This is a genomic window from Flavobacterium artemisiae (assembly GCF_042678225.1).
Classification (GTDB): Bacteria; Bacteroidota; Bacteroidia; order Flavobacteriales; family Flavobacteriaceae; genus Flavobacterium; species Flavobacterium artemisiae.
In genome coordinates this window covers 829,663-844,109 of sequence record NZ_JBHUDZ010000018.1, presented here as the reverse complement: position 1 = coordinate 844,109, position 14,447 = coordinate 829,663, and the positions used below count along the sequence as shown (strand labels likewise).

At 33.3% G+C, this 14,447-nt stretch carries 10 protein-coding genes; 7 read left to right on the top strand and 3 right to left on the bottom strand.

What is annotated here, in order from left to right; translation table 11 throughout:
* Nucleotides 1-98: 98 nt before the first annotated feature.
* Nucleotides 99-1,379, top strand: coding sequence for an argininosuccinate lyase (gene argH, locus ACFSC2_RS23470; RefSeq protein WP_379813534.1), 1,281 nt, complete (start codon nt 99-101; stop codon nt 1,377-1,379).
* Nucleotides 1,380-1,429: 50 nt separating this feature from the next.
* On the opposite strand, the gene ACFSC2_RS23465 is transcribed toward argH, so the two are convergent.
* Nucleotides 1,430-2,482 (bottom strand): pectate lyase family protein, encoded by a 1,053-nt coding sequence (locus ACFSC2_RS23465; RefSeq protein ID WP_379813533.1) that lies wholly within the window; start codon nt 2,480-2,482, stop codon nt 1,430-1,432.
* Between the two features lie 220 nt (nt 2,483-2,702).
* Between ACFSC2_RS23465 and ACFSC2_RS23460 the strand changes: the two genes are divergently transcribed.
* Together ACFSC2_RS23460 and ACFSC2_RS23455 are read left to right on the top strand one after the other, a co-directional pair.
* Nucleotides 2,703-3,689 (top strand): DUF2157 domain-containing protein, encoded by a 987-nt coding sequence (locus tag ACFSC2_RS23460; protein ID WP_379813532.1) that lies wholly within the window; start codon nt 2,703-2,705, stop codon nt 3,687-3,689.
* The gene (locus ACFSC2_RS23455) at nt 3,686-4,849 is read left to right on the top strand and encodes a hypothetical protein (protein ID WP_379813531.1); all 1,164 of its coding nucleotides are present in this window, start codon (nt 3,686-3,688) and stop codon (nt 4,847-4,849) included. Before ACFSC2_RS23460 ends, ACFSC2_RS23455 begins: the two co-directional genes overlap by 4 nt.
* Nucleotides 4,850-4,957: 108 nt before the next feature.
* On the opposite strand, the gene ytxJ is transcribed toward ACFSC2_RS23455, so the two are convergent.
* A complete protein-coding gene (ytxJ, locus tag ACFSC2_RS23450; protein ID WP_379813530.1) occupies nt 4,958-5,347 on the bottom strand; it encodes a bacillithiol system redox-active protein YtxJ in 390 nt (129 codons plus the stop codon).
* Nucleotides 5,348-5,552: 205 nt separating this feature from the next.
* Between ytxJ and clpB the strand changes: the two genes are divergently transcribed.
* From clpB to ACFSC2_RS23435, 3 genes are all read left to right on the top strand, one after another.
* Nucleotides 5,553-8,153, top strand: a complete 2,601-nt coding sequence (gene clpB, locus ACFSC2_RS23445) for an ATP-dependent chaperone ClpB (RefSeq protein ID WP_379813529.1) — start codon at nt 5,553-5,555, stop codon at nt 8,151-8,153.
* Nucleotides 8,154-8,575: 422 nt separating this feature from the next.
* Nucleotides 8,576-9,460, top strand: coding sequence for a DUF808 domain-containing protein (locus tag ACFSC2_RS23440; RefSeq protein WP_379813528.1), 885 nt, complete (start codon nt 8,576-8,578; stop codon nt 9,458-9,460).
* A 339-nt stretch (nt 9,461-9,799) separates the two neighbouring features.
* Complete coding sequence (locus tag ACFSC2_RS23435; RefSeq protein WP_379813527.1) at nt 9,800-10,210, top strand: hypothetical protein; 411 nt, start codon at nt 9,800-9,802, stop codon at nt 10,208-10,210.
* A 93-nt stretch (nt 10,211-10,303) separates the two neighbouring features.
* Here ACFSC2_RS23435 and ACFSC2_RS23430 read toward each other — a convergent pair whose 3' ends face one another.
* Nucleotides 10,304-13,312 carry a DUF7619 domain-containing protein gene (locus ACFSC2_RS23430; protein WP_379813526.1) on the bottom strand — a complete coding sequence of 1,003 codons (3,009 nt, stop codon included), beginning with the start codon at nt 13,310-13,312 and terminating at the stop codon, nt 10,304-10,306.
* Between the two features lie 182 nt (nt 13,313-13,494).
* Here ACFSC2_RS23430 and ACFSC2_RS23425 point away from each other — a divergent pair, with 182 nt between their 5' ends.
* On the top strand, nt 13,495-14,385 hold the full coding sequence (locus tag ACFSC2_RS23425; protein WP_306157815.1) for a carbon-nitrogen hydrolase: 891 nt from the start codon (nt 13,495-13,497) through the stop codon (nt 14,383-14,385).
* The last annotated feature ends 62 nt before the right edge of the window (nt 14,386-14,447 follow it).

The following is a 14,447-nucleotide window of genomic DNA, read 5'->3' as shown; positions in this document are numbered from 1 at the left end:
GGGCACTCAGGAAATAAGAAACATCAAGTTAAAAAAGAAACTTTGTGAATCTTTGATGCCCTTTGAGTATCTCTGTGAAACAAAAAAACAAACATCTTATGAAACTTTGGGAAAAAGGAATACCAACAGATAAACAAATCGAACAATTCACCGTTGGAAACGACCGTGAACTGGATTTGGTTTTAGCAAAATACGATGCTTTAGGTTCAATTGCACACGCTAAAATGCTTGGACAAATTGGTTTATTGACTTCAGAAGAAACAACATCTCTGGTTGATGCTTTAAACGAAATCATTGCTGATATTGTAGTAGGTAATTTCGAAATCGAAGACAGTTTTGAAGACGTGCATTCTAAAATTGAATATCTGTTAACGGTAAAATTAGGCGATGCTGGAAAGAAAATCCACACAGCACGTTCTAGAAACGATCAGGTTTTAGTAGATGTAAATTTATATCTTAAAGATGTTGTAAAAGAGTTAAAAGAACAAGTAAAAATACTTTTTGACTTAATGATGGAATCGGCAGAAAAACACCAAAACGTTTTATTGCCAGGTTATACACATTTACAAATCGCGATGCCATCTTCTTTCGGAATGTGGTTTTCAGCTTACGCCGAAACTTTGATTGACGACATTACAATGCTCAATGCAGCCTTGAAAATTGTGGATCAAAATCCGTTAGGATCTGCTGCAGGTTACGGAAGTTCTTTCCCAATCAACAGAACTTTTACAACGCAGGAATTAGGTTTTGAAACTTTAAAATACAATTCGGTTGCTGCTCAAATGAGCCGCGGAAAATCAGAGAAAACAGTTGCTTTTGCAATGAGTAGTGTTGCAGCTACGTTGGCTAAATTTTCAATGGATGTGTGTTTATACATGAGTCAAAACTTTGATTTTATAGGTCTTCCTGCACATCTTACAACAGGCTCAAGTATTATGCCTCATAAAAAGAATCCAGATGTTTTTGAATTAATCAGAGGAAAATGCAATAAGATTCAGGCGCTTCCATACGAAATCACTTTAATTACAAATAATCTTCCAAGCGGTTATCACAGAGATTTACAGCTTTTAAAAGAAGGATTATTTCCAGCAATTCAAAACCTGAAAGCTTGTTTGGATATAGCGATTTTCTCAATTAAAGATATCACAGTAAAAGATCATATTTTAGAAGATAAAAAATACGATTATTTGTTTACGGTAGATACTTTAAACGAAATGGTGGTTGCAGGAATGCCGTTTAGAGATGCTTACAAAGCTGTTGCCGAACAATTAGAAGCAGGAACATATAAATCTCCAAAAGAAACGAAACATACGCACGAAGGCAGTATTAATAATTTATGCCTTGACAATATTAAGCAGAAAATGAATGCTGCATTTTAAAAATAAAAAAACCGATTTGTATTCAAATCGGTTTTTTTATAAAAATATTTTTAGCTTTTTACTGTACAACTTGTACTAACAACACCAGTTTGACTTACTTGTAAAGTAGCACCAGCACCGCAAGATTTATTTGAAACAAATTCTTCCACTTTTCCCAAAGGTATAGTAGTATATGAGTAATTTGGTTTGTTGACTTTGGTTCCAAAATCTGAAGGTCCTTTACGACAATGGTCAAATACGATTCCGACAGTACCGCCGTCTGTACTTATATATTCTTTAAAAACTTTTTCTACTTGTTCAAAATCTGTTCCTTCAACATAACAGGTAGCATTTTTTTGTCCACCGCCTAAACCTATAGCAAGAGAGCCTTGTTCTGAAGTTTTGTAATAGCAGTTTAAGACATGAATTTCTGCATTTCTGGCGCGAGGCATCCTTTGTCTGCATCCTTGAGCCCAATAGCAGTTTTTAAAAGTAATACTATAATGGCCGTCAGCAGGGAAATCATTTTTTCCAGAACCAATAAGATTACTAAATCTATGATCGTCGGCTCCGCCGGTTCCTCCAGACTTTGGAGATTTTAAATAAGTAAATTTTGTCCAAGAAATAGTTACATTATCTGCAGCTCCTTTATTATCAAAGTTACCATCCATTCCGTCTTGAAATTCACAATGATCCACCCAAAGATTTGTAGCTTCAGAAGTCAGATTATCGTGGCCGTCAACATCATAAGAGCCGGGGCCTTCAAAAATAAGATTACGAATAATAATATTGTTCGAACCTTCTTTTAAATTTAAAATTCCTGAACCTGCAACTGTTTGATCAAGATTGACCAATCGCGCGCCAGGTAAACCAATCAATGTTTTGTCTTTTGCAGTAAGACTTGTGTAGTTACAGTTTATTATTCCAGAGACAAGAATTACCTGAGGAGTATTTAGTTTCAATTTTGCAGTTAGATCGGCGTAATTAGAAACAGTTACTGGAGCAGTATTTCCGCCTCCGGTCGCTGAGGCACCAAATCCCTCAGGACTGTTCATAACATAATTTTGGGCAAAAGCAAAAGTGCAAGGCAGTAATAATGCCAAGAACAAAAAATAAGTCTTCATCAAATAGTGGTTTAAGTGGTTATAATAGTTAATGTAATCGATTGCACAAATGTAAAAGAATAAAAAGAATTTCAAATTAATTTATCAATTATTTAAGCTTTTAATGTTTTGATTCTATGTTTATTAAGTGTTGTTTTTACACTAAAAAACTTATTTTAATAACGAGAAATTAAGCTTTATAATAAAATACTTATATTTGAAAATCTCAACATTTATGCCAATGAAAAAATCTGAAGAAGATCTTCTTGAAAGAGGTTTTATCACTCAAAACCAATTCGACGAAATTAAAATATATAGGAGTTTAAATATTTTTTCCTTAAACGCGGAACTCAAATTTTTAATATACCTTTCTGTCGTGGCTTTTACGTCGGGAATTGGAGTTTTAATTTATGAAAATATTGACACCATTGGGCATATTGCGATTCTTTCTTTATTACTGATCGTGATTGCGGTTTGTTTTTATTACTGTTTCAAAAATTCAAAAGGCTTTCAAAAAAACGAAACTGCTTTTGATCATCCAGTTTTAGAATATTTGGTTTTAGCAGCAAATATTTTAACGTGTATTTTTATTGGCTATCTGCAATTTCAATACGAACCATTTGGAAATCATTACGGATTGGCAACTTTGGTTCCTACGCTTGTCAGTTTTTTTTGCGCTTATTATTTTGATAATAAAAGTGTTTTGACAATTGCCATAACAGGTTTGGCGGCCTATGTCGGACTTTCGGTAACACCGCAGACTTTGTTGAGTAATAATGACTTTTATTCCAGCCAAAGTTTGAGTTATTCTGCTGTAATGTTAGGTGTTTTATTGATTCTTTGGACTATTTACAGCCGCCGAATTTCCCTGAAAACTCATTTTGGATTGATCTTTTTAACTTTTGCACTCCACATCATTAGTATTGCATCAATAAGCAATTTAACGAATTATGATGTTTTAACATGGATGCTTTTTGCGTTGGTTTTAGCGGGATCAACTTTTTATTTCTATAAAATAAGTTATGAGTATAAGGCCATTTCACTTTATGTTTTTATGATTATTTACGCTTATATCGGCCTGAATATTTTTCTATTTAGACTATTTGAAGACGTAGATTTCTCTGATTTATGGGAATTATTGGTGTTACTTCTTCCGATTTATTTTATCGGTTCGATTGTAATGTTTATTAAGCTTATTAAAAATTTTAATAAAAAAGTTACGGCATGATAGTATATGATAAACAAATACTTGACAATGAGGCTTTAGTTGATGAAGCGGACACTTTATACAAAGGCGGTTTTATCAATAGAGAACAAAAGAAATTAATCGAAAAAGAGTTGCCAAGATTTAAAAGTCAAAGCAATATATTGGTTCGGCTTGGCTTTTTTCTTTTAGGAAGCTTTTTATATTCCTCTATATGTGGCGTGATTTCTTTGATTGGTTTGAACAGTGAACATACATTTCTAAAAATATGCTGCTATCTTTTTGCGATTGTAGGATTTGCCGGTGCAGAATTTCTTGCTAAACAAAACTATCATAATCACGGTTTGGATGATGCTTTTATTTTAGGAGGACTTTTAACTTTTGGAATTGCTATTGCTATTACAACAGAAGGCTATGAAATGGTTATTGCTTTTTTTGTGTCTGTTGCCGCATTATTTATGTATTTAAGATATTTGCATGTATTGTCGATGCTGGTTTTTTGTTTTGCAATAACAGCTTTGTTGTTTTATGGAATGTTCGAATTGGGTGAAGCAGGAAAGGCTCTTTTACCATTTGGAGCCATGATTTTTGCAGCTGTTTTTTATTTTGGAACGAAGAAATTAATCAAAAATCTAAACGAACATTATTACTACAACGGACTTTTGTCAGCCAACAGTTTTTGTTTGATTTTGTTTTATCTTTCTTGTAATTATTTGGTTGTAAGAGAACTTTCAGCGGAGCTTTTAGGCACCGAAGTGAAACCTGGAAGCGATATTCCGTTCGCCTTTTTCTTTTATGCTTTTACCTTTATTGTGCCAGTAGTATATTTAGTTCAAGCTTTAAGAACCAAAGACAGAATTATGCTTTGGATCAATTTTGCAGTTATTGCTTTTACTATTTATACGATTAGATATTATTATTCGGTGATGCCGATTGAAATTGCTTTAACTTTAGGCGGCATTGTCTTGTTTGTAATCGCTTATTTTTCTATTAGGAAATTAAAAGAAAAAGAAAGCGGATTAACGTTTAAACCAGATAGAATCAATCATTCGGATTCCATTTTAAATGCAGAAGCTTTAATTGTAGCCTCAACTTTCGGAATGAAACCTGAAATGAAACCAGACTCTCCAATGGAATTTGGCGATGGAGGTTATAGCGGAGGAGGTTCTGGAGGAAGTTTTTAAAGAAAAAGTTGCCACAGATTCCACGAATTTGCACTAATTAATTAGCGTCAATTTGTGAAATTCGTGGCAAAAAATCATTTTAATTCTCTTAATCTGTGGCAAAAAAAATTATACTTTACTTTTTAGTGCTCCAGCATCAATATCACTGTGTGAAACGTTGTAAATAGCTTTTCCATTTTTAATTAAAATCAATTGTGGTGATTCGTGGTACACACCAAATCGGCGTGCGATTTCATTTGAAATATCTCTGTGCGCAATTAAATCTAAGAAATAAGCGTCAACAACACCTTCAAGATCATATTCTCTTTCAAATTGCTTTAAAGCCATTCGGCTGATACTGCATCTTGTACTGTGTTTAAAAATGACAACTGGCTTTTCATTAGAAATTGCTTCAACTTCCGTTAACTGAAGAATATCGGTTAATTCTGTCCAATTTACTTTACTTTTTGGAGCTTCTGAGTTCTCTGAACTTCCGAAGATTGAATTTAAAAAACTCATAATTTGTCTTGTTTTATGACTTTTTGGCATTTAAAAATAATACAAAATACGTTTTTAATGCCGTTTTGTCTGTTTTTTTGTTGTGGAATATAATTTGTCTATTCGAATACAAAGTTAACTTTTTTGAGGGAATTACGTAACTCGATAAATCGTAACTTTAATCTTATAAATTTTAAAAATTAAAAATCAATCAAATCAAATAAATATGAATATTAATAAGTTTACTATTAAATCGCAGGAAGCCATTCAGTTGTCGCAGCAATTAGCACAACGAAATGGTCAGCAGCAAATTGAAAATGAACACATTTTTAAAGCCATTTTTGAAGTTGATGAAAACGTAGCGCCATTTATATTAAAAAAATTAAACGTGAATGTGCCATTGTTTCAGCAGCTTCTAGATGCAACAATTCAGAGTTTTCCAAAAGTTTCTGGAGGTGATATTTTACTTTCAAGAGACGCCAATAAAGCGTTGAATGAAGCAGAAATCATCGCACAAAAAATGAACGACGAATATGTTTCGATCGAACATTTAATTTTAGCTATTTACGACTCAAAAAGTAAAGTTTCCCAGATTTTAAAGGATCAGGGGGTAACTGGAAAAGGACTTAAAGCAGCTATTGAAGAATTAAGAAAAGGTGAAAGAGTAACTTCGGCATCGGCTGAAGAAACGTATAATTCATTAAATAAATATGCCAAAAACCTAAACGAATTAGCAAGAACAGGAAAACTGGATCCAGTTATTGGCCGTGATGAAGAAATTCGCCGTGTGCTTCAGATTCTGACTCGTAGAACCAAAAACAATCCGATGTTAATTGGTGAACCTGGAGTTGGTAAAACTGCCATTGCTGAAGGTTTAGCCCATAGAATTGTGGATGGCGACGTTCCAGAAAATCTGAAAGATAAAATCGTTTTCTCATTAGACATGGGAGCTTTGATCGCTGGGGCAAAATTCAAAGGAGAATTTGAAGAGCGTCTTAAATCGGTTGTAAAAGAAGTTACAGCTGCAGAAGGTGATATCGTTTTGTTTATCGATGAGATTCATACACTTGTAGGAGCGGGTGGAGGTGAAGGCGCAATGGATGCTGCCAATATCCTAAAACCAGCTTTGGCTCGTGGAGAATTGAGAGCAATTGGAGCAACAACTTTAGATGAATATCAAAAATATTTTGAAAAAGATAAAGCGTTAGAAAGACGTTTCCAAAAAGTATTAATTGACGAACCAGACACAGAAAGTGCAATTTCTATTCTGCGTGGAATCAAAGAAAAATACGAAACACACCATAAAGTTCAGATCAAAGATGAGGCTATTATTGCAGCGGTTGAGCTTTCGCAAAGATATATTACAAATCGTTTTTTACCAGATAAAGCGATCGATTTGATGGACGAAGCAGCTTCTAAACTGCGAATGGAAATCAACTCGAAACCTGAAGAATTAGACGTTTTAGATCGTAAGATCATGCAGTTAGAAATTGAGATTGAAGCCATTAAACGTGAAAAAGAAGAAAGCAAACTGAAAATTTTAGGAATGGATTTGGCCAACCTGAAAGAAGAGCGCAATGAAATCTATGCAAAATGGAAATCGGAAAAAGATATCGTTGACGGAATTCAGGCTGTTAAACACGAAATAGAAGATTTTAAATACGAAGCAGAACGCGCAGAACGTGATGGAGATTACGGAAAAGTAGCTGAAATTCGTTATGGAAAAATAAAAGAAGCGCAGGAAAGACAAGAAACGCTGCAAAAACAATTACAGGAATATCAGCAAGGAAACTCTTTAATAAAAGAAGAAGTTACTCGCGAAGATATTGCAGAAGTTGTGGCAAAATGGACTGGAATTCCGGTAATGAAAATGCTTCAGACTGAAAGAGAAAAATTATTGCATCTGGAAGACGAATTACACAAACGTGTTGTAGGTCAGGAAGAAGCGATAGAAGCAGTAAGTGACGCAGTTCGTAGAAGCCGCGCTGGTTTACAGGATATGAAAAAACCTGTTGGAACGTTCTTATTCTTAGGAACAACTGGGGTTGGTAAAACCGAGTTAGCAAAAGCATTGGCCGAATATCTTTTTGATGATGAAAATGCGATGACTCGTATCGATATGAGTGAGTATCAAGAACGTCACAGTGTGAGCCGTTTGGTTGGTGCGCCTCCAGGATATGTAGGTTATGATGAAGGCGGTCAATTGACAGAAGCGGTTCGTAGAAAACCATATTCTGTGATTTTGCTGGATGAGATCGAAAAAGCGCATCCAGATACTTTCAATATTTTATTGCAGGTTCTAGATGAAGGTCGATTGACTGATAATAAAGGGCGTCTGGCAGATTTCAAAAACACGATTATCATCATGACTTCTAATATGGGAAGCCAGATTATTCAGGAGAAATTTGAAAATCTAAAAGGCGGCGTTGAGGCAGCAACAGAAGCTGCGAAAAACGAAGTCTTGGGATTATTAAAACAAACTGTTCGCCCAGAGTTTATTAACCGTATTGACGAAATCGTAATGTTTACACCGCTTACAGTAGATAATATCTCTAGAATTGTAAGTTTACAGTTGAAGAGTGTTACCAAAATGCTGGCATTGCAAGGCATTACAATGGATGCAACTCCAGAAGCTATTGCTTATTTATCAGATAAAGGATATGATCCTCAATTTGGTGCAAGACCAGTAAAACGTGTCGTACAGAGAGAAGTTCTAAATCAATTGTCAAAAGAAATTTTAGCAGGAAATATTACAACAGAAAGCATTATTTTATTGGATGCTTTTGACGGTAAATTGGTTTTTAGAAACCAAACGCATAATGGTTAATAATTTTATTTAGTTAATTATTAATTGGAGAAAACATCAGTCGAAAGGCTGGTGTTTTTTTTATCCGTAAATCCTGAAACTTTTCGAGAAATTGATATAACAAACTGTATTGTATTTATTTTCAAATTAGCGTCATAGAAAAAAGCATAAATTTTATTTACTAATTCATTAAAAAAGAGATCATGAACAATATATTTAGAGGATTAATTGCAGGTTACGGAGCTAAGAAATTAGGCGGAGGATGCTTCGGAACTATTTTGGTATTTATAATTATTTGGGTGCTGCTAGGTCAGTGCAGTTAGAAATACTTTTAGGTAAACTGTACAGAAAAACGGAATAAAAAAACGCTAATTTGGTCTGATATTTTTGGTTAGATTCAAACAAAATGTAGTAGATTCGCGTCACTAAAAATAAATTTAAAAATGGGTTCAGGTTTTTTCGCACTATTAGATGATATCGCTGCAATTATGGATGATGTAGCAGTAATGAGTAAAATTGCAGCCAAAAAAACAGCTGGAATTCTTGGCGATGATTTAGCCGTAAATGCAGAAAAAGCTTCTGGATTTGCATCATCAAGAGAGTTGCCGGTTTTGTGGGCAATCAGTAAAGGTTCATTATTGAATAAAATTATTATTCTTCCAATTGCATTTTTGTTAAGTGCGTTTTTACCAATTGCAATTATAGTAATTCTTGTTCTCGGAGGGCTTTTTCTAGCCTATGAAGGTGCTGAAAAAATTTACGAATTCATATTCCCTCATACACATGAAGAATCAGAAGGTATCACAAATGAGACTTTTACCGAAGAACAAATTTTGGAGATTGAAAAAGGAAAAATAAAATCAGCTATTATTACTGATTTTATTTTATCTGTTGAAATAGTCATAATAGCTTTAGGAACTGTTATCGAAGAACCATTAACACAACAAATAATTGTTACTTCAATAATTGCTGTAGTGGCAACAGTAGGTGTTTACGGAATAGTAGCGCTAATTGTGAGAATGGATGAAGCAGGATATAGGCTTATAAAATTTAGTAAAAGTGAAAAAAGCCCTGCAAGATTTATCGGGAATTTATTAGTAAAAGCACTGCCTTTAGTTATAAAGGGTTTAACTGTTGTTGGAACTATTGCTTTGCTTTTAGTTGCAGGAGGTATTTTCGTGCACTATATTCCATTTTTTCATCATTATGTACCTGAAATTAAACTTCCGGCAATTCTTAAAGAATTTACCATTGGACTAGTATTGGGACTTATTGTTTTGGCAGTGGTCAATTTATTTAAAAAGATTTTCAAAAAGAAAACAGCTTAGTGCAATTAAAATATATAATTTAAAAAACATCAGTTAACGCTGGTGTTTTTTTGTTTTAGCAGCATATTAATTCATTTTCATAAGAACGTTTTGTCCCGTTATCCGCTATATCTTTTTATCCGCAAAAAGCGGATAAAAAGGATGCCGCTTCTACCGGGGCTAGGTAATGATTTTTTATATTCATAAGAAAAGACGGTATTTTTTAAATATTTTTTCAATAAATAAATTATTGATTTATAAATGTTTAATACTAAGGTAAAACATTTTAACATTTGTTATAAGCAACCATTGCAACCCTGCGACATCTTCATAGTAATTAACAATTAATTATTATTTTATATGAAAAGTTTTAGATTAAAATCAGTTTTGGTAGTATTATTTTTATCAATTGGATTAGTTTCATGCAGTAACGATGACGACGAAAAAACACCTGCAACAACTACAAAAGCAGCTTTAGTAACAGAAATCAAAGGGCCGGCAACAGGGAAAGTAAATGACGAGTTGAGTTATGAAGTAACGTATACAGTAGATAATGCTTGCGGAGAATTTGATAAAATTTCAGAGGTTACAATCGGAGCGGTAAAAGGATTGCAGGTAATTGCAAAATATCCAACAGGAGTTTGCACGCAGCAAGTTCCAGAACCAAAAAAGACAGTTTACAAATACAAAGCAACTGCAAAAGGAACTATCGAAATCAAATTCAAAAAATCAGAAACTGAATTCTTGACTCAAAAAGTGGTTATTCAATAGTTTTAGTAAGATTTAGGTATTAAAAAAAGAAACCATTTTGCTTAGTTTTTGACTAATTTGCAAAATGGTTTCTTTATGTTTATAATAAAATTTTTAGTTTTTGATAAACTTTTGAATTTCTTTTTTCTCCTCAGAATTTATTTCTAATAAATACATTCCGTGGCTTAAACTGCTAGTCGAAATTTCTAGTGAAGACTGGTGTTCTGTATTTTTCAATCTGATTACTTCTTTTCCATCTATACTATAAATTTTTATGAGGTCAATTTTATTTTCAGGACTTTCAATATAAAGAACATTTTGTACTGGGTTAGGGTATATCTTAAATGTTCTTAGTTGATTCTCAATATTATTCAAAGTAGGATCTACATATTTAAAATCATCTACATAAAAAGTTTTACCAATAGCCTTTATAGCAAAATACTGTCCATAAGAAGCTTTATAATCTTTCATGTCGACAGTATAGAGCGTCATATCTGTTTTAGGAGAAATGTTGCCCATTTTTGTAAATGTTGCAGGATCGGCAGGATTCGTCATAAATCCGAACGAAAGATATTGATAATCGTTATATTGGGTACTAGTAGACTTGCCCCAAAACGAAATTTGGCTTGAAGCCGCTAGTTTAAATAATCTCGGGCTGATAAGCGTTGCTTGATAGTAGTATGATGAGCTTGAGTTTAATTCAATTGTTTTTCCGTTGCCATCAACATCGTTTAAATTACTAACACTTACTTTAGCATACGTTGCATTTTGTTTATATGTTTTCCAGAAAGAATCTAAAGTTTCAGCATCGAAACCGATAGAATAAGGAGGATAAACTTCAAAATTATCATCACAAACATCACCAACACCATCACTATCTACATCTGCTTGATCTGGATTGGCTGTTAAAAGGCAATTATCCCTTGCATCTATTATACCGTCTTTGTCGGTATCTTTGCCGACTAAAATCGAAAAAGTATTGGTAATTATTGGTGCGTTATAATCGAAATAAATGGAAGCCTTATTGTTAATGGTATAGCCAAGAGGAATATTGTAGTTAGCATAAATGCTGAAAATGACATAACCATGACTATTTTGTTCATCTGTTTTGCTGTCAGGAAGATTTATATTATCGAATATAAATTCGGCTTTATTATTTTTAATTTCAATTCTTCCGGGATGACTCATTGCTATTATATCAATTGAACTAGCCGATAATTGTGCATCAAATACATCTTCAATTTTGATATTTATGGCAGATGCTGTCCCCGTATTTTGAAAACGAACCATGTAAACGATAGCTGGAGAACTTTCTTTTATATAAGTATCACCTCCCAAAGCTAATTTATCATTTGGATCGTAAGAATTGACAGCTCGCTGATTTAGTGTAAATGTATTATCACTTATGATATAATCATCCTGAAGTGGACTTATTACAGCTGATGTTTTAATAATATCATTACTATTTACAATTGGCGGAGGAAGAATTTTAAATTTTACAATAATTTTTCGTGATTCAAAAGGTAAAAGATTAGTATAATTCCAAGATAATTTATCAGTTGACTCTGCGCTTACTTCTTCAGATGAATTTAAGTAAGTCATTTTTGTATTGTCAAAAGAAAAATCGACATTTCCGTTCATGACACTAGTGCCTTTATTGTTATATGTTATAATATATGATATCTCAAATCCCGGACGTGCACTCACATTTGGTGCAATAGTTACTTTAACATCGTTAAAAATTTTAATTGGAGCAGCACAAAAATCAGCTATTGCCTTTTCTCCAACTCCAAGAAATTTAACTCGTATATTAGGAGGAGTTAAGCTATAATTAATCTGAGAAACAGTTGTAGAAACTGTATAACTGCCTGTTGGAACATACATTTTATAAGCTCCTTTAGAATCTGTAAAAGTGCTGTAGGTGTCTGTGCCATTTGTGGCTTGAATCATTTTGTTTGCCATCGGCAGATCATTTAATCCGCCGCATCCGTCTCCGTCAAGATCAATTTTAGCCGTTCCTGATATTGTGTTTTTCCATGTTGAATTACAGGTCTCTATCAATTTGTCAAAATCAGCACATCCGCCTGCATTTCCTCTTATGTAACTTTCATTTCCAGAAGCCAAATAATTGCATACATTTAATTCCTGACACATAGAAAGAGATTTATTTGATGAAATTTCTAAATAAGTTAGACCTTTAAAATCTGTATTAGCCAGTTCGTTGATTGAAGTTAATGTGTTGTTATTTTCAATATCTAATCGATTGTTAATTGTTTTTATGTTGTTTAATCCTGCTAGTGAGTTTATTTTTTCGTTTGACGAAAGATATAGACCCTTTGGTAATGTTGTAATTTTATTGAATGCATTCAAAGTAGTAATCTTAGAACCTTGAATGCTTAGTCCGCCAAGACTTTTTAGAGAAGTTAAATCGTCTAAAGTATTTAATGACGGGCATTGAATGCTAAAAATGCCTCCTACTGATTCTAGGGCATTTAAACCTAATGCAGTGATTTTTTGATGAGCAATATTGAAATCTCCTCCTACAGTTTTTATTGAAGCCAGTGGACTCGCGTCAGTATCATTAATACATTCAATATAATAAGACAAATTGCCTGGAATATTAGTTACTTTTAATTTTAATCCAGTAGCACTGCAGTAATTTGAATCATTAGTCAACGTTAGACTGCCGCCGATGTAGGTAAGAGTATTTAATGGAGAAAAATCGCGAATATGATTACCGCTAATTTCAACATCTCCACCTACATAATTAAGGCTTTTTAAAGGAGAAATATCGTCCATCCAAGTATCAACAATATAAATTTTCCCACCTACATAAGTCAGATTTTCTAATCCAGAGAGACTATGTACAGTGATGTTATGTTGTGTAACAATAAGATTTCCTGTTATTTTTGTGATTTTATTTAGGGCATTTAAATTGTTTATATGACCGCTCGCATCCGAATCTAAAATTAAATCTCCGTTTATAGTTGTACAGTTTGGATATTGAACTGCAAAATAGTCAACCATTCCTTGATTGTTGAAAATGATGCCGTTAGGACATTGCGCCGAAGCACACAAGGATATAAATGTAATTAATAATGTGAAAAAGTAGTTTTTTGCCATAGATTTAATAGAATATTGATAATTAACCTTAAAATACTGAACAAATATATAGTAATTAATAATTGTTTTGTTTTATGTAATGTAATTTTTGTTAATAAAAAATGTTGCTTAGAAATCTGATGTTCCAGTATACTTTGCCATTCCTTCAAAATTTACTACTTTTGCACTCTAAATTTTATGTCATGGCGAAAAGAAAATATAAAGTATCGGTTATTCAATTAAATCTGAATGATGTTGCCGAAAATAATCTTAAGAAATGTATCAGCTGGGTAAGAGATGCTGCGAGTCAAGGTGCAGAAGTGATCTTACTTCCAGAATTATATAGCAGTCATTATTTCTGTCAAAGTGAAGATGTAGATAATTTTGCATTAGCAGAGCCATTGTACAGTACTTCATTTATTGCTTTCAGCGAATTGGCAAAAGAACTTGGAGTAGTTATTATTGTTCCTTTCTTTGAAAAAAGAATGGCTGGAATTTACCATAATAGTGCTTATATCATTGATACTGATGGTACAGAAGCTGGTTTATACCGTAAAATGCATATTCCAGACGATCCGCACTTCTATGAAAAATTCTATTTCACTCCAGGAGATTTAGGTTTTCAAGCAATTGAAACTAAAAAAGGAACTGTTGGAACATTAATCTGCTGGGATCAATGGTATCCAGAAGCGGCTCGTATTACAGCGCTTAAAGGTGCAGAAGTTTTATTTTACCCAACAGCAATTGGATGGCATCCAAAAGAAAAAGAACAATACGGAGAAAACCAATATGGTGCTTGGATGAATGTAATGAAAGGTCACGCAGTTGCAAATGGAGTTTTTGTTGCAGCAGCGAATAGAATCGGTCTTGAAAAATACATCGACGGAACAGAAGGAATTCAGTTCTGGGGAGCTTCTTTCATTGCTGGACCGCAAGGAGAAATTTTAGCTCAGGCTTCTCATGATAAAGAAGAAATCCTAATTGCTGAGGTTGATTTAGATTTACAAGAAAATGTTCGTCAAAACTGGCCCTTCTTTAGAGATAGAAGAATTGATGCTTTTGGAGATATTACAAAAAGAGCAATTGATAAATAATATCGATTTATTTTAAACAGTAAAAGGACAAAATATACATTTTGTCCTTTTTTTTTGTCTTT

Excerpts from the sequence above, each read along its gene's own strand:
- argH (WP_379813534.1), top strand. The coding sequence starts at position 99 with ATGAAACTTTGGGAAAAAGGAATACCAACAGATAAACAAATCGAACAA.
- ACFSC2_RS23465 (WP_379813533.1), bottom strand. The coding sequence starts at position 2,482 with ATGAAGACTTATTTTTTGTTCTTGGCATTATTACTGCCTTGCACTTTT.
- ACFSC2_RS23460 (WP_379813532.1), top strand. The coding sequence starts at position 2,703 with ATGAAAAAATCTGAAGAAGATCTTCTTGAAAGAGGTTTTATCACTCAA.
- ACFSC2_RS23455 (WP_379813531.1), top strand. The coding sequence starts at position 3,686 with ATGATAGTATATGATAAACAAATACTTGACAATGAGGCTTTAGTTGAT.
- ytxJ (WP_379813530.1), bottom strand. The coding sequence starts at position 5,347 with ATGAGTTTTTTAAATTCAATCTTCGGAAGTTCAGAGAACTCAGAAGCT.
- clpB (WP_379813529.1), top strand. The coding sequence starts at position 5,553 with ATGAATATTAATAAGTTTACTATTAAATCGCAGGAAGCCATTCAGTTG.
- ACFSC2_RS23440 (WP_379813528.1), top strand. The coding sequence starts at position 8,576 with ATGGGTTCAGGTTTTTTCGCACTATTAGATGATATCGCTGCAATTATG.
- ACFSC2_RS23435 (WP_379813527.1), top strand. The coding sequence starts at position 9,800 with ATGAAAAGTTTTAGATTAAAATCAGTTTTGGTAGTATTATTTTTATCA.
- ACFSC2_RS23430 (WP_379813526.1), bottom strand. The coding sequence starts at position 13,312 with ATGGCAAAAAACTACTTTTTCACATTATTAATTACATTTATATCCTTG.
- ACFSC2_RS23425 (WP_306157815.1), top strand. The coding sequence starts at position 13,495 with ATGGCGAAAAGAAAATATAAAGTATCGGTTATTCAATTAAATCTGAAT.